At 65.8% G+C, this 21010-nt stretch carries 14 protein-coding genes; 4 read left to right on the forward strand and 10 right to left on the reverse strand.

Translation table 11 applies throughout. The features are described from left to right. Nucleotides 1–96: 96 nt before the first annotated feature. The 7 genes from EYB42_RS07930 to EYB42_RS07960 all read right to left on the reverse strand — a co-directional run bounded on the left by EYB42_RS07930 (nt 97) and on the right by EYB42_RS07960 (nt 9986). Nucleotides 97–822, reverse strand: a complete 726-nt coding sequence (locus EYB42_RS07930) for a glycosyltransferase (RefSeq protein ID WP_135449425.1) — start codon at nt 820–822, stop codon at nt 97–99. A 106-nt stretch (nt 823–928) separates the two neighbouring features. Further along, nucleotides 929–2467 carry a glycosyltransferase family 32 protein gene (locus EYB42_RS07935; RefSeq protein WP_135449427.1) on the reverse strand — a complete coding sequence of 513 codons (1539 nt, stop codon included), beginning with the start codon at nt 2465–2467 and terminating at the stop codon, nt 929–931. A 12-nt stretch (nt 2468–2479) separates the two neighbouring features. Beyond that, the gene (locus tag EYB42_RS07940) at nt 2480–4348 is read right to left on the reverse strand and encodes a glycosyltransferase family 2 protein (protein ID WP_135449429.1); all 1869 of its coding nucleotides are present in this window, start codon (nt 4346–4348) and stop codon (nt 2480–2482) included. Nucleotides 4349–4379: 31 nt separating this feature from the next. Next, nucleotides 4380–5240: a glycosyltransferase family 2 protein gene (locus EYB42_RS07945; protein WP_135449431.1), complete on the reverse strand. Its 861-nt coding sequence runs from the start codon at nt 5238–5240 to the stop codon at nt 4380–4382. Between the two features lie 100 nt (nt 5241–5340). Continuing rightward, the gene (locus tag EYB42_RS07950; protein WP_135449432.1) at nt 5341–7653 is read right to left on the reverse strand and encodes a sulfatase-like hydrolase/transferase; all 2313 of its coding nucleotides are present in this window, start codon (nt 7651–7653) and stop codon (nt 5341–5343) included. Nucleotides 7654–7656: 3 nt separating this feature from the next. Continuing rightward, nucleotides 7657–8436, reverse strand: coding sequence for a hypothetical protein (locus EYB42_RS07955; protein WP_135449434.1), 780 nt, complete (start codon nt 8434–8436; stop codon nt 7657–7659). Further along, nucleotides 8433–9986 (reverse strand): hypothetical protein, encoded by a 1554-nt coding sequence (locus EYB42_RS07960; protein WP_135449435.1) that lies wholly within the window; start codon nt 9984–9986, stop codon nt 8433–8435. Before EYB42_RS07960 ends, EYB42_RS07955 begins: the two co-directional genes overlap by 4 nt. A gap of 145 nt (nt 9987–10131) precedes the next feature. Here EYB42_RS07960 and EYB42_RS07965 point away from each other — a divergent pair, with 145 nt between their 5' ends. Further along, complete coding sequence (locus EYB42_RS07965; RefSeq protein WP_135449437.1) at nt 10132–11043, forward strand: alpha/beta hydrolase family protein; 912 nt, start codon at nt 10132–10134, stop codon at nt 11041–11043. Nucleotides 11044–11045: 2 nt separating this feature from the next. Here the strand turns inward: EYB42_RS07965 and EYB42_RS07970 are convergent, their stop codons facing one another. From EYB42_RS07970 to EYB42_RS07980, 3 genes are all read right to left on the reverse strand, one after another. Further along, nucleotides 11046–12890, reverse strand: coding sequence for a glycosyltransferase family 2 protein (locus EYB42_RS07970; protein WP_240784031.1), 1845 nt, complete (start codon nt 12888–12890; stop codon nt 11046–11048). Between the two features lie 109 nt (nt 12891–12999). Then, nucleotides 13000–13821, reverse strand: coding sequence for a hypothetical protein (locus EYB42_RS07975; protein ID WP_240784033.1), 822 nt, complete (start codon nt 13819–13821; stop codon nt 13000–13002). A gap of 111 nt (nt 13822–13932) precedes the next feature. Further along, nucleotides 13933–15162 carry an FAD-dependent monooxygenase gene (locus EYB42_RS07980; protein WP_135449439.1) on the reverse strand — a complete coding sequence of 410 codons (1230 nt, stop codon included), beginning with the start codon at nt 15160–15162 and terminating at the stop codon, nt 13933–13935. A gap of 77 nt (nt 15163–15239) precedes the next feature. On the opposite strand from EYB42_RS07980, the gene EYB42_RS07985 reads away from it, so the two are divergent. From EYB42_RS07985 to EYB42_RS07995, 3 genes are all read left to right on the forward strand, one after another. Beyond that, entirely contained in the window at nt 15240–16571 is a 1332-nt protein-coding gene (locus tag EYB42_RS07985; protein ID WP_135449441.1) for an amidase, read from the forward strand. A gap of 165 nt (nt 16572–16736) precedes the next feature. Next, complete coding sequence (locus EYB42_RS07990; protein ID WP_135449443.1) at nt 16737–17915, forward strand: aminotransferase class I/II-fold pyridoxal phosphate-dependent enzyme; 1179 nt, start codon at nt 16737–16739, stop codon at nt 17913–17915. Nucleotides 17916–17927: 12 nt separating this feature from the next. Continuing rightward, nucleotides 17928–20948: a DNA translocase FtsK gene (locus EYB42_RS07995; protein WP_135449445.1), complete on the forward strand. Its 3021-nt coding sequence runs from the start codon at nt 17928–17930 to the stop codon at nt 20946–20948. Nucleotides 20949–21010 lie beyond the last annotated feature (62 nt).

A 21010-nucleotide genomic window follows, 5' to 3' on the forward strand; every position in this document is an offset into this window, starting at 1 on the left:
GCAACGGGGCCTGACGCTGCGCAACCCGCAAAGCTCCGCGCCAGCCCCCGTTGCCCAACCCGCCCAAACAGGCAAAACTCAAACCCGGAGTCTCGCTCACGCTGGATAAAAGTTGGGGGCAACGTCAATCACTGCCCCATAGCCATTGGTGTTGTTCGTCGAATGGCGGGTGTAGTGGTAGGCGGCAAAACTTGCGTCGGTCACCCCGGGGTGTAGCTTGGCATATTTCCGGTGCTGGATCATGAACGGGCTGCGGAAATCGTCGGGTGCCTTGACGATGCCATAGCCGATGGCGATCGCATCCTTCCTGAGCTCCCGATGACGGGCCATGCCGTTGTCCAGATAGCCCATGACGCCGTAAGGAAAGCTGATCACCGATGTCGGCTCGAGCGATGCCGCAGCCTGCTTGAGATGCTGCACGAAGTCGACCGAAACCGCATCGTCATCATCCAGTCGGAAGTGAAGCGCCGGGTCGCGGCCATCGTTGCTGGCCTCCAGCAGGATCGGGCGGCTGGCTTTGGAGATATCGGTCTTCGCGGTCCACAGAATGCGGATGTTGGCATGCCCCGCGACAAGCGCCTCAAGCCGGTCGCGATGGACCGTGGGCATCTGCTCGGACGAGATGATGACAAAGGTGAAGTCCGGGTCCGTCTGGTTGAGGATGCTGGGAAGTGTGATGTTCTCGAACAGATGAAAGCGCACGGCCATGCGCTGATCGTTCCACAGCAGCTCACGCGCCGCGTCGAGGTTGGCGATGGCCCGACCGGTGTCGCTTTGGCCAAAAAAGGAAAAGCGGCAATGTCCGAAGGTCTTCATCTGCATGTTCCCTAACCTGTGGGGTGCAAGCCCCCGTCTACAATGCCACGGCCGCAAGGGCCAAGACCGACATGTGACGGAACCAACGGCAGACTAGCGGAGCGGGCACCCTTCACCCTTCGGCTCCGGTCCAGCGAACGACGGACAGGCTGCCGATCGCGGGACCGAAGTCCGCAGTTTCAATGTCGCGGTCACACAGGTTCTGAAGCCGAAGCCGATCGCTGAAGCGCCGTCCGCCTGCGCCCTGTGCGCTGGCCGCAACGATGAAGGCGCCGGATTGTAGCAGGTTGCGCGCAAGCATCAGGCTGCGCATGGCATGAAGGTCGACATCGGGAAAAAGGACAAGGTCGTAGCCTGTGCACGGGGCACTGTCCCTGGCAGGCCCTGAGATGAACACGGTTTCAGACTCTGCGCGGATCGTCAGGCGGTCGGAAAAGCGCTTTGCCAGCCAGTCGCAGGCGACGGGAACATATCTCGCACGCTCCGGTGGATTCCTGTCTGCTTCGATCGGCCAACGGCCCGCGTCGGTGGCAGCGATCCGAAGGTCTGGGTTCAGGTGCAGGGCCAACAGGATCAGATGGCCGGTATCATAGCCGAACACCAGCGCATGCCGGGCCGTGCCAAGCCAGCCGAGCAGCCTGCGGCGCATCTGGTCGGACCGACTGCGCGGCCGGCTTTCGGTAAGCGGGTGGGCCTGCATGTGGCGATAGAAATGCAGGCCCTGAAAGCGCGAGGGGCGCTGCTGGCGGGCCATGCCGTCGCACAGCGCGTGATTCAGCGCCTCGATATCCTGTCGCACCTCCTGCCGGCAAAGAACCGAGGGAAGTTCTGCGGCGATGGTCTGGATGGCCGTCTGCCGCAGGGCGGTTTCAGCCGGGATGGGCCCGCGGCGGTCGCCGAAGGCCCCGGAAAGCCGGCCGATCAGCGCAGCATGACCCTGCGCGATCTGTTCGCCCGACAGGACTTCGGCCGACGGGCCGTCGGCACGGTTGTAGGCCCACATGGATGTGCCCCATTTCTGCTCGGCATAGACGCGGTCGGGGCCGTCATACCATTCGTTCGGGGCGCTCTTTTGCCAAGGGATGAAGAAATGTGTCGGAAAGATCTTTAGCGTCGCTTCGTCCGGGGCGAGGCTTCGGATCAGGCGCATCAGGAAACGGTTGCCGGTAGTCGTCTCGGGCCGCCCCAGTTCCCAAGGTTGCAGCCCGGCCAGCTCGTCGATCACCCTCCTGACGAAGGGGTTGCCTGGTTCGCAGGCAAGAATCGGGCAGACCCCACGGAAGCGATCGGTTTCAGGCCGGTCGTAGACGGTGTAGGCGCGTGGGCGATCCAGAAGCTCGTCAACCGGATGCAGGCAGATCGCATCGGCATCGGCCATGAAACCACCGAAGCGATATAGCAGTTCGTAGCGCATCATGTCCTGCGCCCCGGCCCAGGCGCCGCGCCACGCATATTCGTTGATCAGCGCGCGCAGGCGGAAAGGGAAGCCGGTCAGCGTGTCGTTGCCATAGACGGTATAGGACCAGTCAGGATGCAGCTTCGGCCAGGTCTCCATCCAGGCGAGGGGCGCAGGCTTCGGCCCGATCCAGATATGCCCAAGCCGCTTCGGCAGTGCCGGTCGTCCATTCGTCCCATTGGCGCCTGCCGTCATTGGGCCCGCCCCCTAGAACAACGCGCCGAAGCGTGGGGGAAGTCGGTAAAGCTCGGCGCTGCGCATGCTGCGGAAGAACCAGTTTCCTGTGTCGGCCTGTGTGCGCCCTTCGCTCATCTTCTGGACGAAATCGGGGAATTCTGCCCGTTCCTCGACGGGGGCCAGCCGGCTTAGCGCGTCGAAGCTTTCGGTGCCCTGATGCCATGTGCTGCCGCCCCGGGCGCCTTCGGCAAGGGGACCGGACTTCTGTTCCACCCAGGCCTTGCGTGCGGCCAGTCGCGCGCGGGACAGGCTGTCGTCCATGTAGCGCAGGTGGAAGAGGAAAAGCCGGGGGTCGAGCGTCACGTCACGGGTGGTGCTGCCGTGTCCCCCTATGGAAAAGGTGATCCGGCCCCGGGTGATACAAGGCTTTGCGTAATTGGAGTTCAGCCGGAAGTTCCGCCGCACCGACAGGATCGGCCGGTCCGGCAGTATCGGCTCGGGCTCGCTGGCAGGCGTATGGACGATCTCGATCGCGAAGGGAGAGATTACCCGGGGTGCCTGTCCCGTGGCAAAAAGGCTGTCAAGATAATCCGGCAGCCGCTGTCCGGTCGCGGGGTCTGGGGCGACGATCTCGTCGACATCTGTGCACAGCACCCAGTTGTAATAAAGGGTCAGCCCGCTGGTGAACTGCGACAGCGTGGCCCAGCGGCGGCGGTCGAAGCCGGACTTGTCGCCGGTATCGGGCAGGTGGACGATGTTTGCACCCTTGGCGATGCGGTCGATCTCGGGGTCGGGGCCATGACGCAGGACATAAAGGTTCTCGCGACCGATCAAGGGGCCGTAATAGCCAATCCAGCGGGACAGGAATTCATGGTCGCCCTTGACCATCGTGACCGCGGCCATCCGGGCCTTGGACGGGTCGGATCCGGAAACCGGGGCTACTGTCCTGCTCGCATCAGAAACCTTGTGCGCGGCATCGGGCAACGCGGGCGGAAGGCTGTCCCGTGCGACTGGCGGGATGCCTGCGGGAGGCGGAACGTCAAAGATCCAGCGTACCCGGCTGGTTCCCAGCTGGTCCGCAAGGATCTTGTCGGGCAGGTCGCGCATCCCCGCCTCAGTCAGGATGACCCGGCCGCGGTAATGCAGCAGCGTGACGTCGGCATCCTGTGGCAGAGGCTTGCCGCGCATGATGCCATTGATGCTGTAGTTGTACTTCTCGGGGAGGATGTTCCAGGTCATTCCTGCGGCGAGGGTCGCCACAGGCAATGTCATCTGGTCCAGATAGGGCCGCCGATTCTCGATTCCCGTACCGTCCAGCTTCTGTGCGCAGTCCATCCAGACCTCGCCAAAACGCTTGCCTGACGGATTGCGCCAGGTTTCATCCACCACGACCAGACCCGCATTGAAATAGGGCGCCACCGCATGGCGCTTGTCCCGGGTCATCGTGATGCGCTGGTCGGGGACTGGCATCCCGAAAGTCGCGTAGATCCGCTTCCAGACATCCTGCGGCGCCCAGCGCATCGAAGTTGCCGGCACCATGCCGATCTGCCCGGGGCTTGTCAGTTCTTCAATGCTGCAAGGCTTCAGGAACAGCATGTCGCTGTCCAGGAAGGCGGCAAAATCGGTGTCCTTTGGTTCTAGCGTGGCAAGTATCTTGTTGCCATGCGGATAGGATGGATCGAACATGCCCTCGACCCTGATCGGGCGCACCTCGCAGCGCAACCGACGCAGCACTTCCAAGGGTTCCGGTGCCATGTCCGCCCAGCGGTGCTGCGGGCAGTAGCCCAAAATCCTGACGTCCGGTGGCAGGAACTTGCGGATCGACGCAGCAAGATGGCAGCCCATGTAGAGGTAGCTCGGCGGCTCTACGATGAAGAAAAGGGTAAGGCTGGGCGACATGGGCTCGCTTTGCGTCTGCGGGGGCGTCAGGTCAGAACACGCCGTTGAAGCGTTCGGGCAGGCGGTAGATCTCGGGCGGGCGGCCGCCACCCATCAGCGTGAAGGGCGGGCGAGAGATGGCTTTCTCGATCATGGCCTTGCGGAATTCGGGGTGGTCGATCGTTTCGGCGACAGGCGCTCGCTGCGACAGGGCGCGGAACGTGCCCTCGACCGAGGCCCAGCCCCATCCGGCCTTCTGCATCTTCTGCCGTTCCTCTTCGGTCTTGCCTGAAAGGCGGCGGTCAAGGCTGCGCTGGAAGCGCGACATGCAGTAGTCGAAGTCAATGAAGCGCAGGTGGAAGTTGTAGAGATGCGGGTCGATTGTGATCTGCCTGTGGTTTGCGCCATGGCCGCCTGCCTTGTATTCCGTCGGCCGGCTGATCAGGCAGGGCTTTGCATAGTTCGAGTTCAGCCGGTAGCAGCGGCGCGGGCCGAGGATCGGTTCGCCGGGGCGCAGTCTTTCCGTCTCGCTCTTCACGTTGTGAACCATTTCGATGGCAAAACAGGTGAGCGCCGGGGGCACCTTGTCGCGGGCAGAGATATCCATCAGGTAGCCGACCAGATCGGTCGAGACCTCCGGGTCCAGCACGACCAGCTCGTCCACGTCGTTGCAGGCGACCCAGTGGTAGAACCCGGTCAGCGCCGAGGCGTGCAGCGACAGGATCTGCCAGCGCCGCTGGTTGACCGATTTCTTCAGCCTGTCATAGGGCAGCCGGATCACGTTGCAGCCGGCGGCAATGCGTGCAACATCGGCGTTGCCGCCGTGATTGAGGACATAGATGGCATCGTCCGGCAGAAAGCGCCGCCAGTAGGCCACCCACCTTTCCAGAAAGAAGTCTTCCTCATGCACCATGGTCAATGCTGCAAGAGGGGCCTTTGCGGGATCAATCGGCATAAGGGTCTGTATCTGGCGGAACGCCGCCCATGATGGCAGAGCGTTGCGAAGGGTGCAATCAGGACGGGGTGGCAGCCTTTGGACCGGCGATCTGTGTGGGCAGGGCAGCCGGGTCGGTCACGTCGTGCAGATCGATGATTGACAACGCCAGCCGCAGCCGCACATGTCCCATGCCCATCTGCGTGATCTCGGGCCGCCGTGGCCAGTCGTCCAGGATCAGCCGCATGGCTGGCCCCCAGTTGCGGATCACCGTCACGCCCCCATAGGCGATGTGGAAACTGACCGCACCCGTGCCTGCGTCGATTTCGTTCACGCCGGTGCCGACATGGACGATGTCGTCCCCCGAAGACAGCGAGACGAAGTTCCGACCGGGCCCGGTATGGATCACCGAGCTTCCATCGCCATCGATGATCCGGTCGTTGCCGTGGCCGCCGTAAATCAGGTTATTGTTGCGCCGACCGAAGATCACGTCGTCGCCGGTGCCGCCATCCAGCGTGTCCTTTCCCGGACCGCCGTAAAGCGTGTCATTTCCGGCGCCGCCATAGAAGGCATGGCGACTGCTGGGCAGCGTGGCTATGGCGCGCATCTCGTCATCGCCCGCCCCGCCCCTGAAGATCGCCCCGCCGTATTTGGGGCCCAGCATGATGTCGCCCCGATCGGACCCGGTCACATCGACTTTAACCCTTTCGGAGGTTTCGAAATGGATGGGGCTGTCGGGGTGGCCAACGATCTTCAGTGTCTTGCTTGTTTCGCCGTCCGATTCATTCCGGGCGACGACCGTTGCGATGCGGATGCGTTCGACGTAGGGCGGACAGTGCAGCACATACGAGTCAGGCCCGGCCATGTACCACAGGGTATCCATGCCCCCATGCCGGCTTTCCCGGATCTTCTCGGCATCGCTGCCATAGGCCCAGTAGTCGTTATCGCCGCTGCCGCCGGACAGGATGACGCTGCCATCGACCGCCATCATCGCATTGACCCCGTCTGCGGGGTTTTCGAAACCCCGCAGATCCAGCCCCAGTTGCAGCGCGCCCTTCACCAGTTCGCTTCGCAGGAACTCCAGCGGCGCCTCGTCCCGGATGTTCTTCGTCTCGCCCGGATCGGCTTCGATGTCATAGACATGCTCTTCGCCGTTCGGATAGCGGAAATAGCGCAGATGGGTGTAGCCCTCGACCGAGGGGCGCACCGACAGCGTGCCGAACACACTCGTCACCGGCGAGGCGCTGCGGTCATATGTACCGAAGGACGGGTGGATCAGTGGCAGCAGGCTCTGCCCATGCGTCCAGTCCGGGCGCGGAGGCAGGCCTGCGATCTGCATCAGTGTCTTCGGAACGTTACTCAGCGAGACAGGCAGGGAAATCTCGGCCGCCTCGAGTTCGCAATGCCAGATCGCCAGCGGCACATGGGCGGCACTGTCCCACTGGCTCATCTTGTGAAAGCTGTCATGCGTGCCCAGGTTGAAGCCGTTGTCGGACAGGAACACAACGGTCGTATCCCGGCCCAAGGGCGAGGTTTCCAGTGCGCGCATGAAACGGCCTATCTCGTGATCGACGTGGCTGATCGCGGCGAAATAGGCGCGCACGACCTGACGCCAGGCCTCGTCGCTGGATCGTTCGGGCGTCCAGCGGCCATTGGTGATATAGGCCGCCTCGTAAACCGCAAAGCCTGGCTGGGGGCCGAAATAGTCTTCCGGGGCCGCGATGCTGGGCCAGCGGATGTCGGCCGGGTCATAAAGCTGATAGAAGCGGTCGGGGCAGTCGAGGTTGTAGTGCGGGTGCTTGAAGCCGAGCTGGATCAGCTGCCGCCGCCCCGGATCGGCACGACCAAGGTAGCGGATCGCGTTTTCGGCAACCCAGTAGTCATAGAATGCATCATCCTGTTCGCCGCGGTCGTCGGGGTGGTTCACCCCTCGGATTCCAGGGCCGACGTCCAGGTAATCGCGCACCCCGGTCCGCTCGGCCCGGTCGGCGGCGGGCGGGTTCTCATGAAACAGAAGCCGGCGATATTTCTGCGGCATCGGGCGATAGTTGGTATCGACCTTGCCGGTGGTGAAGGTGTGAAAGCCTGCCCGCCGCAGGTCATGCGCCCAGGCGCGTTCCGGCGCCATGATGTCAAGCCAGAACCGGTTCAGATCGACCAGACCGCTGCGGAAGGGCGAAATGCCCGTCGCAAGTTCAGCCCGGCAGGGCGCGCATAGCGGTACGGTTGCATAGGCGTTCGTGAATCGGACAGCCTTTTGCATCAGCCTGTCCAGGTTTGGCGTCTGGATGCGCAGACCGAAGGTGTCACGCCAAGTGTAGACATCGATCATGTCGTCCACCCAGATGACGCAGAGATGCCCGTCGCGCAGGCGGTTTGCGTCGAAGGCCATCGACTAGCGCCTCCATAGCGCGTAGCGGTCCAGCATCGTCAACTGGTCCCTGTCGCGTGCAGTCCTGGGAAGAAGCAGGCTGACTGCGGGCCAGAACATCACATCTTCGATCACCGAGTCGCCGCGGGTTTTCTGCAATCCGGCCCTGTGGCTGCGCGCCCCGATGAACAGCGAGGCGGGGGTCGAAAGCCTGGGCCGGTTGCCTCTGGCCTGGTGCACGGTGCCCGAACCTTCGCGCAGCGCGATGCGATCGCCACAGACCGTCACGACCAGGTAGCGCAGGCCGGACCCGGCCCCGGCCGCGCGCGGAACGTCGAGCACAAGGTTTTCTCCGGTGTCCTTGACCAGGATGCTGTCGCCGTTGTCGGACAGGAAAAGATAACCTGATCCATGGGACTTGCCCTCGCCGTTCAGGGTCAGAAGGGTGCGCGCCTCGGCCTGCGGATCGGTTCGGAAGAAGACCGCCATGCTGAAGGTCTCGACCTGATCGGTCAGGTCCGGAAGGTGAAAGCCGCAGTTCTCGCCTGCACGGCAACGCAGGCCCAGGCCTGTTTCGGTCCGGGCGCTGCGGGCGTTGCCCGCGTTCGGGCCGATCGGCAGCGCCTCGTGCCGACCGTCCATTGCGCGCCAGCCGATAATCGTCTGTCCGTCCTTGGCCAGCTTCAGCGATGTGTCGTCTCCGTGCAGCCAGATGCCGCCGCAGTCACCGATGGCAGCGGAAAGGTCGGCAACATGGCCATCCAGAAGCGCGCCTTTCGGCAGTTCTGCGTCCAGCCGGATCACGATGCGACACCTCCGGAATGGATGGGCAGGCGGCAGGGCAGCGCCCAGCGGTGCAGCATCCGGCCAGTGGCCGAGACAAGCTGCCAGTCGTCGCGGACGGCCAGCCTTGCCGGCCCGTCCGGTGCCGGGCCATAGCCATAGCGCAGCCGCAGGTCGTGCCCTGCCGGCCGCCGGTCCAGCCTGAGAAGCAGGGTCTGGGCATCCGAGGGGTCCACCTCGACCGAAAGGATGTGCGCGCCCGTGGTGTCACCGTCGATGGCAAAGCCTACCGGATGGTCGCCGCCGGTATCGTCGCCAGGCGCCAGTCGCAGATCGCCCAGCGCCCGGGTGATCGCGCGCAGGGTGATGCTGCCGTCCACGGCCGGTGTGAGGTCAAGTTCGGCCAGGTGAAAGACCGGGCAGCGCCAGCCGTCCTTCAGCGGATTCGCCTCAAGCGGGCGTAGGGCGGCGGCGCTGACGGCGGCGGCCGACATCTCGGCCATCTGGCGGCGGGCAGCGGCCGTGGGACGGTCGTGCGGGTCGAACCCGAACATGTAGCTCGGCGCCGAGATCACCAGCCGATGGTCGCCGTGGTTCCAGGCCAGTTCGGACTGAGCGTCAATGATGCGGTCGCTGATCAGGCCGGGGCGCCCCGCTTCCAGCCGTGCCACGAAGATCGGCCGGTCGAAACCCATTCTGGCAAGCCCTGCCTCGATCCGCTGCATGACCGACAGCATGCCGTCGCGATAATCGGCAGCCGTGTCATCAAGCGCCTCAAGCGCGAAGTCCAGTGTCACGGCAAGGATTCTGGCAGACTTGCCCAGCCTGTCGGCCGCACGCTTGATGTTCGCCGCAGCGATCAGCAGGTTCTCCAGCGCGATTCCGCCGGCGAGGGCGGCGGCAGATGTCGAATTGTCGGTCTCGACCCGGGTGACGAACAGGGGCAGGCCCGCGTGTTTCTCCATCTGCCAGTCAAGCCAGGCCTCGGCCATCAGCGCCTCGTGCGTCATCTCGCGCAAGGGGGCCAGAAGATCGGTGGTCGAGGCCCGCTCGATCCCGGCGTGGCCGACCGCGCCGATGTCGTCGGCGGGTGCGACGATGTGAAACGGGTAGCCTGCCGTTTGCGGACTGGCGAGCGCCGCACGCGGCCCGCCGATGCCCAGGATTGCGATCAGCGCACCGGGCGCGTCGGCCAGGATGGCGCCGCCCGCACGGTTTCGGCAGAAATCGCGCTGTCCCTGTCGCCCAGCCAGCCGGCCAGTGAAGCGCAGCCATTCGCCGTCGGCACGAAGGTTCCAGACATCATGCCCGTCCAGCATCGCCTCCAGGCGTTCAAGGTCGATCGCGCCCGCCGTATGGCCGGCAGCCTCCCCGGCCTCGGGTTTGCCGGTCCCGACCGGCAGGCGGTCGCGCAGGCGCAGGGCGATGTCGTCGATCACCCTGTCCGCCAGCCGGAGCACCAGGCCTGTGCTGTCATAGGCGATCACGTCGCCATTGCGAGCGCGGACCAGAACGCCATGGCCCGCCCGGACGGCCATTTCCTCGGGGGGTTTCTCGCGCTCGTCGGTCATGGATCCACTCTCGCTTGCGCCGTTGTCGTCGCTGAGGGCGCCATATTGCAAACAGGGTCTGTATCGCTATAACCGATTGATAGTCCACGTTCCAGCGGAACGGAGCGGGGCCAGGGGCAAAGTCAACGGGCCGGGGTCACGCCGAATGTCAGCCGTCAGCGATGGTCCGGATGACCTGCCGCCGCTGCTTGCCCCCGACGCGGCCGCAGATCCGTCACACCGCTTCCGTGTCCTCCGGGATCGGGCGGCGCTGTGGTTCGAACCCGGTGACCGGGCCCTGATCGTCACCTTCGACAATCTCGCCACGATCGACCACCCCTACCCCCGGAGTCCCTGGCTGACGAACCTGGTTCAGGACTTGGGATTTGCCCTTCTCGGGGTGCAGTCCTTCGCCAAGGACTGGTATCGCAACCCCGACGCTGTGCCACTGGTCCAGCAGCTTGAAGCAGACGGGTTCTTTGCCCGCTTTGACAGGGTGGTCTTCATCGGCGCGTCGATGGGGGCTTTCGCCGCGATCAACATGGCCACGCTGGTTCCCGGGGTTTCGGTGATCGCGCTTTCGCCGCAGTCAACGATGTCGCGGAAGATTGCCCCGTTCGAGGGCCGCTTCGGCTGGGCAGTGAAACGCAGCGACTGGACGACGCCCCATTTCCTAGATGCCGCCGAGACGGTCCGCCGGCTGGACCGGGTCGTGGTGCTTTTTGACGGACGGGTGAACGAGGATCGCCTGCATGCCGCGCGGCTGGCTGGTCCCAATGTGCAGATGCTGCGCATCGATCACACCACGCACGAGGCCGTTCGCGTGGTGCTGAAATGCGGCGCGCTGGGGCACCTGATCGCCGGGGTGGCCGAACGGGGCCAGCCAGCGCCCGAGTTCTGGCAGGCCATGCGCAACCGCCGCACCGTCCGCAAGTGGGCGCGCGCCTTCTTCGAACAGGTGACGGCAGAGGGTCACCCCGCCCGTATCCGGGCAGCGGGGGCGGCCCTGCTCAGGCAGGACGACTATCTTTTCGTACATCGTGGCCTGAAACGCCTGGCAAACAGCGGTATTGACTGAGTTCACCCTGCCCGCAGAAACAGGGCCGAGCCGTTCCGCGCGGCCTCGGTGTCCTCGTTAAAGCCGACAGCGGCCAGTGCCGGGCCGAAGGCCTGCCGACATGCGGCAAGTTCGGCATCGCTGTCCACCGGAAAGACGATCCTTCGCACACTGTCCAGCGGTGCTGCGGCAAGGATTTCCGGGCTCAGGCCGGCACGTCTGCCGACCCGCAGCAGATCGGGCCGGAAGTCGCGCAGACAGGCTGCAAGCCCGCCGGCCTCGGTCTGGCGATCCCCCGGCAGACGCAGCCTGCCACCGACCAGCTTCAGCACGGCACTGTCAGTCAGCCCGTTGCGGCGGTGGATCGCCGCCGCCGCGGCCATCATTCCTGCCGTTTCGTCCTGCATCATGGCCACAAGGCCCTGTGTCGCCTGCAGCGCCTTGATCGCACAAAGGCCGACGCCCGACCCCAGATCAAGCATCCGGCGCGCGTCTGCCGTGTAAAGGGTGATGTTGCGGGCGTGGCGGCGGTCGAGCTTGCCGGCCAGAACGGCCATCATCCCCTCGGCCGAGAAAAGTAGCGGATCGGCGGGCAGTTCGATGTCCTGATTGCGTACCCAGGCAATGCCGGGATCCTGCGACAGCGCAACCCTGCCGGGGCGGTAGGGATCGACGGCCCTGGCGTTCCAGCCCGAAACCGGTGCCGGATCGTTGCGCGGTTTCATGGCTGCGGCCTCGACGGTGCGACGTTCGACCCGGCTCATCAGCTCGGCTATCCTTGCGGGGTCGCGGGCCTTGGGGGGCTTGGCCTCGACCCTGGTGATCGGCACCTTGCCGGCTTCGATGAGGCGGGCGCGCATGCTTTGGTAGGCCTCGGTCTCGCGCAGCTCGGCAAGCCGCCGCTCGACCCTGTCCAGCGCCGCCTCGTGCAGTTCGCGCAGGATCGGGTCGGTCAGAAGCTGTGCCATGATCGCGGCGCGCGCCTCGGCATGGCGCAGGATGCGGGTGTCCGGCACCTCGTTGCGGTCCTGTAGCGACCAGTAGTCGGCGTTGTACTTGTCGGCCTTGTTGTTCACGTTGCCGCGCAGCCTGCGGATGACATAACTGTCGATCGACTTGACGGCGTAGTGGTTCATCTGGGCCCAGTCAAAGCCGACCGTGCGCCGGATCGAACGCCAGCCGCGGAACTTGAAATAGTCCTCCATCCGCTCGCCCGATCCGTTCAGCCAGTGGACAGTATCGGGAAAGTCCCCCTGGAGATGCTTGTTGCGTATCGTGGGGCGGTGGATGCCCAGCTTCCAGTATTCCGGGTCGAAGCGGAACAGCGTCTTGACCCCCCAGCCCATGCGCCACAGGGGGGGTGCGGCGCGGGTGAACTGTTCGGTCACCGGGGCGCGCGACCAGTCGATCACCCCGTTCGACCCGAAGATCCGCCAAGTGACGACGATGCCGTTCGCGCCCTTGGCCACCACATCATCCAGCATGCCGTCCAGATGGCCCGAGGGGTGGTTGATTGCCAGGAACTCGTCGGCATCGAAAACCATCACCCAGTCGGCCGCCGCCACCAGCGGTTCGGCCTGGGCATGGGACAGCGCCGAAGGCTGCGGCTTGACCCCTTCGCGGATCACGTTCGGGCGGTGATGCCCCAGACCCAGCGCCTGAAGCCGTTGAAGCATCTCGACTGTGCCGTCCGTGCAGTCGTTGGTGTAGACAAGGATGTCGGTGAAGCCGACTGCAAGGTGATGGGCGAACCATTCCAGCAGGTAGGGCGCCTCGTCCTTCATCATCGACACGGCCATGATCGTGCCGTGCGGGCTTGTCCGCTTCAGATTGCCAAATGCCAGGGCTTCCGGTGCCGGGGACGGCATCTGCGTCAGATCCAGCCGAGGTTCACGCGCGCAGGCATCTGATTGCGCGGCCGGAAGGGCGCGATCCCGGCGTCGACCCCGGTTGCCGGTGCGGCATTCAGGGCGCCCCTCATTCGCCCCCCAGCGCCTGTTCGGGGTCGATCCCCACCTGTTCGCACATGCGCGCAACATAGGAATTCCTGAGCGGCGGGTTGTTGCGCCACCAGGGCTTGGTCCCGTTGGTGTAGAGATGAACCGATACAGTGGTATCGGTGAAATGTCCCTCGACCCTGCCGTAGGGGTCGAAGAACACATCGTTCAGCTGGAACGGCACCGGATACAGGACATCCGGTGTCATCGCCTTGTCGTAGTCCCCCGACTTCTGGGCAAAATAGGTGAAGGCCTGCGGGCCGAAGGCGGTGCGTTCGGTCTTGTAGATGGCGGCCGCATGCGACAGGCCGCCCTTTTCTGTGTTGCGGTCCATCTGCTTGCGCTGCTTCTTGCTCCACCACGGCGGATAGTCCGGCAGGTTGTCGTAGTAGTCGAGCAGCAGGTCCATCAGCTCACAGTCCGGCGGCAGGCCGACGACCCCACAGTTCAACGCCCCGCGCATCCCGTGGCCAGCAAAGACATAGTCCCATTCGTCGGGAAAGGGCTGGTGGCAGAAGGCGTCGCAGTCGATCCACAGCGCGCCCGTCTTGCGGATCATCTTGTAGCGGAACACGTTAGACAGGAACGAGGCAGAGGTCGCTTCGACCAGATCCATGTCCAGGTCCATGATCTCGGACGCCGGCCGGATGACCACGCCCTCGGGGGCATTTGTGACGTCATGGGTGCAGAACAGGGTGACCGGATGCCCGTGCAGCAGGTGTGACTTCAGGCACAGCTGGTTGAGGTAATGCAGCCTTTGCCCGATCCACAAGGAAGCCACTGGGCGACGGTTCAGGATCATGGCCGATGATGTCCATTCTTGCGGGAACGTGGCAGGATTGCAGGGTTTTCCTAGCTGATAGCCCGGCAGGTGACAACACGCTCGGGCAGTGCCCTGCTGTCCTTGCCGGCTTCAGATCGGCTTTCCGGCCAGCAGTTTCGGCAGTTCCCCGGTCAGACCCGCCGCCTGGCGGATGAAGCCGCGGCGCAGGCCGGGAAGGGCGCCGACAAGACCCATGCCGAGGTCGCGGCCCAGCCGCAGGATCGGGTTGTCGTTCGAAAATACCCGGTTCACCGCATCCATGCCCAACGCAAGGGCGGTCGCATCGAACCGGCGCCAGCGCTGGTATTCCTCCAGCGCGGCCGGACTGCCCGGCTCTTCGCCGCGGCGCCGTGCCAGGATCAGCACTTCGGCCAGCGCGGCCACGTCGCGCAGGCCCAGGTTCAGCCCCTGCCCGGCGATGGGATGCACCCCATGCGCGGCATCACCCACCAGCGCGAGGCGGTCCGCCACGAAACGCTCGGCCAGGGACAGCGACAAGGGATAGGTGAATCGTGAACCCGCCAGCTCGATCCGGCCGAGGAAATCCCCGAACCGGGGCCGCAGCGCGTCAAGATACCGGTCATCCGGCAGCGCCTGGATCGCGGCGGCGGCGGTGTCGGTCTCGCTCCAGACGATGCTGGAATGATGACCGCCCTTGAGCGGCAGGATGGCAAGCGGCCCCGACGGCATGAAGAACTGCTGCGCCACCCCCATGTGGTCGCGTTCGTGCCGGATCGCGGTGACCAGCGCGGTCTGGCCGTAGCCCCAGCCCACGCGCCGGATTCCCGCCCGCGCTGCAACGCCCGAGCCGCGCCCGTCGCAGCCAACGAGCAGACCCGCCGTCACTACCTTGCCCGAGGCCAGCGTCACGGTCACCCCGGCGGGGCCCACCTTCTGCGCCTCGACCGTCTCGCCGGACAGAAGGGTGATGCCTGGTGCGGCCTGAATCGCGGCGAGGAAGGCGGCGTAAAGGAAGCGGTCCTCCAGCATGTGGCCCATCGGGCCTTCCTCGATCTCGGCATGGTCGAAGTGCAGGAACAGGGGCGATGCCCCCTCGCCCGCGCGGCCGTCGCTGGCCCGTATCTCCATGATCGGCTGCGCCTTGTCGCTGACCGTGCCCCAGACCCCGATCGCGGTCAGCAGACGGACAGAGGCGATGGCCAGCGCATAGGCGCGCCCGTCGAAGCCGGCCTCGGCCCGGGCCGAGGCGCGGCGAGCATCGACGACGATCACCCGGAACCCGCCCTGGGCCAGCGCCAGCGCCAGCGCCGGGCCATTCAGCCCGCCACCCGCAATCACCACATCGGCATCCCAGCTCATGTGACCTTCTTATCCTGCGGGCGCGGATTGTCCATGCGTCGGCAAGCCGCTACCCTTGCCGAAACCATGGGGGCGACATGACCGGAACCTGGGCGAACCTGACCGCATCTGAACTGGGGCGCGAGATCGACGGGGGCCGTATCCATCCCGTCGAACTGACCGAAGCCTTCATCGACGCCATCGAAAGTCACCCGCTTGCCCCCCGGATCTATGTCCGCACCACGCCTGCCCGCGCCCGGGCCGAGGCCATGGCCGCCGCCACCCGTGCCAAGGCGGGGCTGCGCCGGGGCCTTCTGGACGGTGTGCCGGTCAGCTGGAAGGATCTGTTCGACACCGCCGGCGTGGCGACCGAGGCAGGATCGGCGCTGCTGAAGGGGCGCACACCAGACCGCGATGCGGCGGTGCTGGAGACGGCAACCCTGAACGGGCTGGTCTGCCTGGGCAAGACGCACATGTCGGAACTGGCCTTCTCGGGCCTTGGCTTGAACCCGGTCACCGCGACGCCCCCCTGCCTGAATGACGATCGAGCGGTGCCGGGTGGGTCGTCCTCTGGTGCGGCGGCTTCGGTTGCCTTCGGTCTTGCGCCTGCGGCTATCGGATCGGACACCGGCGGCTCGGTGCGCATCCCGGCGGCGTGGAACGACCTTGTGGGATTGAAGACCACCGCCGGCAGCCTGCCGCTGACCGGCGTGGTGCCCCTGTGCGAAACCTTCGACACGATCGGTCCCCTGGCCCATTCGGTCGAGGACTGTGCGCAGCTTCTGGCCGTCCTGTCGGGCACGAAACCGGCCGACCTGTCGGGCACCAGCCTGTCGGGCGCGCGCCTGGCCGTGCTGGAGACCGTGGCTCTTGACGATCTGCGTGACCGGCCCGCACAGGGCTTTGACGATGCCACCCGTCGCCTTGCCCGTGCCGGGGCCGAAATCACCCGGATCAGCGCGCCGGAGGTGGCCGATGCGATGGGTCTGGCCGGCATACTGTTTACTGCGGAAGCCTATGGCATCTGGAGGGAAACGATCGAAAGGGCTCCGGAAAAGATGTTCCCGCGCATTCTGGAACGTTTCCGATCGGGCGCGCAGTTCCCGGCCATGGACTATGTTGCCGCCTGGCGCCGCCTGCACCAGTTACGCGGGCTGTGGGCGGCACGGGCGGCGGCCTTCGATGCGGTGCTGCTGCCCACGTCGCCGATCCTGCCGCCAGATGCCGGACGGCTGATGTCCGACGATGCCTATTACGTCACGGAAAATCTTCTGGCCCTGCGCAACACCCGGATCGCCAACCTCATGGGCCTTTGCGCACTGACGCTGCCAACCTCGCAGCCCTCCTGCGGGATCAGCCTGATGGGCGCGGCGGGCGGCGAAGCGCGGCTGTTGCGGCTGGGCGCTGCGGCCGAACAGGCACTGCGCTAGGCCCGGGCACATTGATCCACGGCCGCGCCGCCGGGCGTCCCAAGCGCAAAAGCCACAATCGGCCGCCCCAACCTGCTCAGCTTGCAGGGTTTTTCTGGACCTTGCGCCCGCGACTGGCTATCGTCTGCAAAAATGGGGCGACCAGACCCCGACCTTGAGGCAGCAATGGCATTTCCTGAGCGGTTTTCGAACCTGCCGGACTATGCGTTTCCGCGTCTGCGGAAGCTTCTGGATGCGTACGCCCCCGGCGGCGAACCCATTGCCATGACCATCGGCGAGCCGCGCCATGCCATGCCCGATTTCGTCGGGCCGATCCTTGCCGCCAACCTGTCGGGCTTCGGCGTCTATCCGCCGAACGAGGGCACGCCCGAGCTTCTTGCCACGATTTCGGGTTGGATCGCACGGCGCTATGACGTGACCGTGGCCGAGGACCGGCTGATGGCACTGAACGGCACCCGCGAAGGCCTGTTCAACGCCTGCATCGCGCTGTGCCCGGAGACGAAGAACGGCAGGAAGCCGGTCGTCCTGATGCCGAACCCGTTCTACCAGGTCTATGCCGTGGCCGCGCTGACGGTCGGGGCAGAGCCGGTCTATGTGCCAGCCACCGCAGCGACCGGCTTCCTGCCCGATTACGCCAGCCTGCCGAAGGACGTGCTGGACCGGGTGGCGCTGGCCTATATCTGCTCGCCCGCCAATCCGCAGGGCGCGGTGGCATCGGCCGACTATCTGGCCGATCTGCTGGCCCTTGCCGAAAAGCACGATTTCCGCGTCCTGGCCGACGAATGCTATTCGGAAATCTGGCGCAACGCGCCACCGCCGGGGCTGTTGCAGGTGGCCGCTGGGCAGGGGGCCGACCCGGAGCGCGTGCTGGTGTTCCATTCGCTGTCGAAGCGGTCGAACCTGCCGGGGCTGAGGTCGGGCTTTGTTGCGGGTGGGCCTCAGTGCATGGCACGTATCCGCCAGCTGCGATCCTTCGCGGGGGCGCCCCTGCCCCTGCCTCTGCAACGGGTGGCCGAAGCCGCCTGGGCGGACGAGGATCACGTCAAAGCCTCACGCGCGCTTTACCACCGGAAATTCTCTGATGCCGACCGCATCCTTTCAGGTGTGCAGGGCTATCAGCCCCCCGGCGGCGGCTTCTTCCTCTGGCTGCCGGTCGAGGACGGCGAGGCGGCGGCCCTGAAACTGTGGCGCGAAACAGGGGTGCGGGTGCTGCCCGGCGCTTACCTGTCGCGCGAGGTCGGGGGCGAGAACCCCGGCAAGGGATACATCCGCGTGGCGTTGGTCGCCACGCCGGAAGAAACGCAGCGCGGGCTGACCCTGCTCCGCGACTGTCTTTATCGGTAGGTGAGGGACGGCATGGCATCCTTTCAGGCACGGCAGCGCGATCCGCTTCTGGACCAGACGACGCAGGCAATGCTGGAACGCCGGGGGCGCGAGCTTCTGGGGCTGGTCCTGATCCTGATCGGGGTGGCCTTCGCGCTCATGTTGGGCAGCTACTCGCCCGAGGATCCGGGCTGGATGGTGGCCACCGACGAACCTGCCCGCAACATGCTGGGCCGCTTCGGGGCGGCCGTCGCCTCGACCCTGATCATCCTGATCGGCAAGGGTGCCTGGTCGATCCCGCTGATCTTCATGGCCTGGGGGGTGCGCTTCATGATCCACCGCGGCGGCGAACGCGCGCTGGGCCGGGTGGTCTTTGCCGTGATCGCGGTGGCCTTCGCCGCCGTTCACTGCGCGACCCTGGTGCCGGGGTCCGACTGGGCGCATACCTTCGGTCTTGGCGGGCTGTTCGGCGACACGGTGCTGGGGTCGCTGATCGGTGTGGTTCCGGGCAGCGCCGGCTTCGGGCTGAAGTTCCTGTCGCTGCTGACCTTTGCCGGTCTCATCGTCTTCATGCTTTATGTCACCGGCTTCGACCTGGCCGAGGTGCAGGCGATCTGGCGGTTCCTGCTGCTGGGGTCGATCCTCGGGTACAATGCCGCCGCCCAGGCACTGGGGTCGGGTGCGCGCGGCGCGGTCAGCGGGGCGCTGGCCTTGCAGGACCGTGCGCGCAGCCGGGCCGCCGCCGTGCCCTCATCGTTGGGACGCGATGCAGGGATTCGCCGCGCCGTGCCGCCTGTGGCCGGTGCCATGTCGCCCGAACCGCTGCGCGCCAGCCCGGCGCGCGCGCCGGCCCAGCCGGCCTCGTTGCCCTCGGGCCGCTCGCGCGTCATGACGCCCCCGTTGCGGTCGGAGGCCCGGCCGGCCGCCCCCCCCGAGCCTGCATCCGCGGCGCCTTCGATGACCGCCCCGAGGCTGGGCCTGCTGGAACGTCTGCGCCGCAGACACCAGCCCGAGCCGGAGCTGGTCGAAGCCGAGGCCCCGTCCTGGGATGCCGCGATGCCGACCGAAGACCGGATCAAGGCGCGGATTTCTGACGTGATCCGCAGCCGGCTGAAGCATTCGCCCGATTTCCCTGTGGCTCCGCCGCCGCTGCCGCAGAGCGCGCGCGTGGAACCTCCGGTCATGCGGCCCAAGGGTCCGGCGCCGCTGATTGCCGACACCCGAACCCCACCTGTGGCCACCCGTGTCGCCACGCCGCCGCTGACTGCCCCACATGCTGCCACCCAGCCGGCCTGGCAGGCGGAAGGCAGCGATGAGGACGACGCGACCGACAACATGTCCGCCTCCGAGGCGGCGTGGGGCGAACCGCTGGAGGACGACCTCGACGACGCGCCGCTGGAGGATTTCGATCCCGCACCCCGCGCCCTTGGTCCGGCAACCGACCGTCGCGGCGTGGTGCAACATGCCGTGCGCAAGCCCACCCCGTCGCGTCAGGCACTGGCCGAGACGCAGCCCGCCCTGCGATTCGATGATGCCGCGCCAGCCTACGAACTGCCGCCGCTCAGCCTCTTGGCAAGCCCCTCAACGGTGCAGCGCAGCCAGCTTTCCGACGAGGCGCTGGAAGAGAACGCGCGGATGCTGGAATCGGTGCTGGATGACTATGGCGTGAAGGGCGAGATCGTTGCCGTCCGCCCCGGCCCGGTGGTGACCATGTACGAGCTGGAACCGGCGCCCGGCCTGAAGGCCTCGCGCGTGATCGGCCTGGCTGACGACATCGCGCGGTCGATGTCGGCCTTGTCGGCCCGCGTCTCGACAGTGCCGGGCCGGTCGGTCATCGGCATCGAACTGCCCAACGCGCATCGCGAAAAGGTGGTGCTGCGCGAGATCCTGTCCAGCCGCGACTTCGGCGACAGCCAGATGCGGCTGCCCTTGGCGCTGGGCAAGGACATCGGCGGGGAACCTGTCGTGGCGAACCTCGCCAAGATGCCGCACCTGCTGATTGCGGGGACGACGGGTTCGGGCAAGTCGGTCGCGATCAACACGATGATTCTCAGCCTGCTCTACAAGCTGACGCCCGAGGAATGCCGGCTGATCATGATCGACCCGAAGATGCTGGAACTCTCCGTGTACGACGGCATCCCGCATCTTCTGTCCCCCGTCGTGACCGACCCGAAGAAGGCCGTGGTGGCGCTGAAATGGGTTGTGGGCGAGATGGAGGAACGTTACCGCAAGATGTCCAAGATGGGCGTGCGGAACATCGAGGGCTACAACGGCCGCGTCCGCGAGGCGCTGTCCAAGGGCGAGATGTTCAAGCGCACGATCCAGACCGGCTTCGACGAGGAAACCGGCGATCCGGTGTTCGAGACGGAAGAGTTTGCGCCGCAGCCCTTCCCCTACATCGTCGTCATCGTGGACGAGATGGCCGACCTGATGATGGTGGCGGGCAAGGAGATCGAGGCCTGCATCCAGCGCCTTGCCCAGATGGCGCGGGCGTCGGGCATCCACCTGATCATGGCGACGCAGCGGCCTTCGGTCGATGTCATCACCGGCACGATCAAGGCGAACTTCCCGACGCGGATCAGCTTCCAGGTCACCTCGAAGATCGACAGCCGCACGATCCTGGGCGAGCAGGGGGCCGAGCAGCTGCTGGGCGCGGGCGACATGCTCTACATGGGCAACGGCGCGAAGATCACCCGGATCCACGGGCCGTTCGTTTCGGACGAGGAAGTGGAAGAGATCGTCAACCACCTCAAGAGCTTCGGCCCGCCGGTCTACATGTCGGGCGTTGTCGAGGGGCCGGAGGACGAAGTCGCCAGCGAGATCGACCTTGTGCTGGGCCTGGGGGCGGGCGAAGGTTCTTCGGACGACGCGCTTTACGACCAGGCTGTGGCGATCGTCGCGCGCGATCGCAAATGCTCTACCTCCTACATCCAGCGCAAGCTGGGCATCGGCTACAACAAGGCCGCCCGCCTGGTGGAACAGATGGAGGAACAGGGCATCGTCACCCGCGCAAACCACGTCGGCAAGCGCGAGATCCTGGTCGAGGAACGCTGACCGGCGTTCCAATTCGGCCATACTGTGATTCGGCGTCAGCGGCTCGATCGGGCGGAATGCGG

Origin of the sequence: Tabrizicola caldifontis (assembly GCF_004762095.1) — a bacterium.
GTDB classification, from domain to species: domain Bacteria; phylum Pseudomonadota; class Alphaproteobacteria; order Rhodobacterales; family Rhodobacteraceae; genus Tabrizicola; species Tabrizicola caldifontis.

Excerpts from the sequence above, each read along its gene's own strand:
- EYB42_RS07930 (WP_135449425.1), bottom strand. The coding sequence starts at position 822 with ATGCAGATGAAGACCTTCGGACATTGCCGCTTTTCCTTTTTTGGCCAA.
- EYB42_RS07935 (WP_135449427.1), bottom strand. The coding sequence starts at position 2,467 with ATGACGGCAGGCGCCAATGGGACGAATGGACGACCGGCACTGCCGAAG.
- EYB42_RS07940 (WP_135449429.1), bottom strand. The coding sequence starts at position 4,348 with ATGTCGCCCAGCCTTACCCTTTTCTTCATCGTAGAGCCGCCGAGCTAC.
- EYB42_RS07945 (WP_135449431.1), bottom strand. The coding sequence starts at position 5,240 with ATGGTGCATGAGGAAGACTTCTTTCTGGAAAGGTGGGTGGCCTACTGG.
- EYB42_RS07950 (WP_135449432.1), bottom strand. The coding sequence starts at position 7,653 with ATGGCCTTCGACGCAAACCGCCTGCGCGACGGGCATCTCTGCGTCATC.
- EYB42_RS07960 (WP_135449435.1), bottom strand. The coding sequence starts at position 9,986 with ATGACCGACGAGCGCGAGAAACCCCCCGAGGAAATGGCCGTCCGGGCG.
- EYB42_RS07965 (WP_135449437.1), top strand. The coding sequence starts at position 10,132 with ATGTCAGCCGTCAGCGATGGTCCGGATGACCTGCCGCCGCTGCTTGCC.
- EYB42_RS07970 (WP_240784031.1), bottom strand. The coding sequence starts at position 12,890 with ATGCCGTCCCCGGCACCGGAAGCCCTGGCATTTGGCAATCTGAAGCGG.
- EYB42_RS07975 (WP_240784033.1), bottom strand. The coding sequence starts at position 13,821 with ATGATCCTGAACCGTCGCCCAGTGGCTTCCTTGTGGATCGGGCAAAGG.
- EYB42_RS07980 (WP_135449439.1), bottom strand. The coding sequence starts at position 15,162 with ATGAGCTGGGATGCCGATGTGGTGATTGCGGGTGGCGGGCTGAATGGC.
- EYB42_RS07985 (WP_135449441.1), top strand. The coding sequence starts at position 15,240 with ATGACCGGAACCTGGGCGAACCTGACCGCATCTGAACTGGGGCGCGAG.
- EYB42_RS07990 (WP_135449443.1), top strand. The coding sequence starts at position 16,737 with ATGGCATTTCCTGAGCGGTTTTCGAACCTGCCGGACTATGCGTTTCCG.
- EYB42_RS07995 (WP_135449445.1), top strand. The coding sequence starts at position 17,928 with ATGGCATCCTTTCAGGCACGGCAGCGCGATCCGCTTCTGGACCAGACG.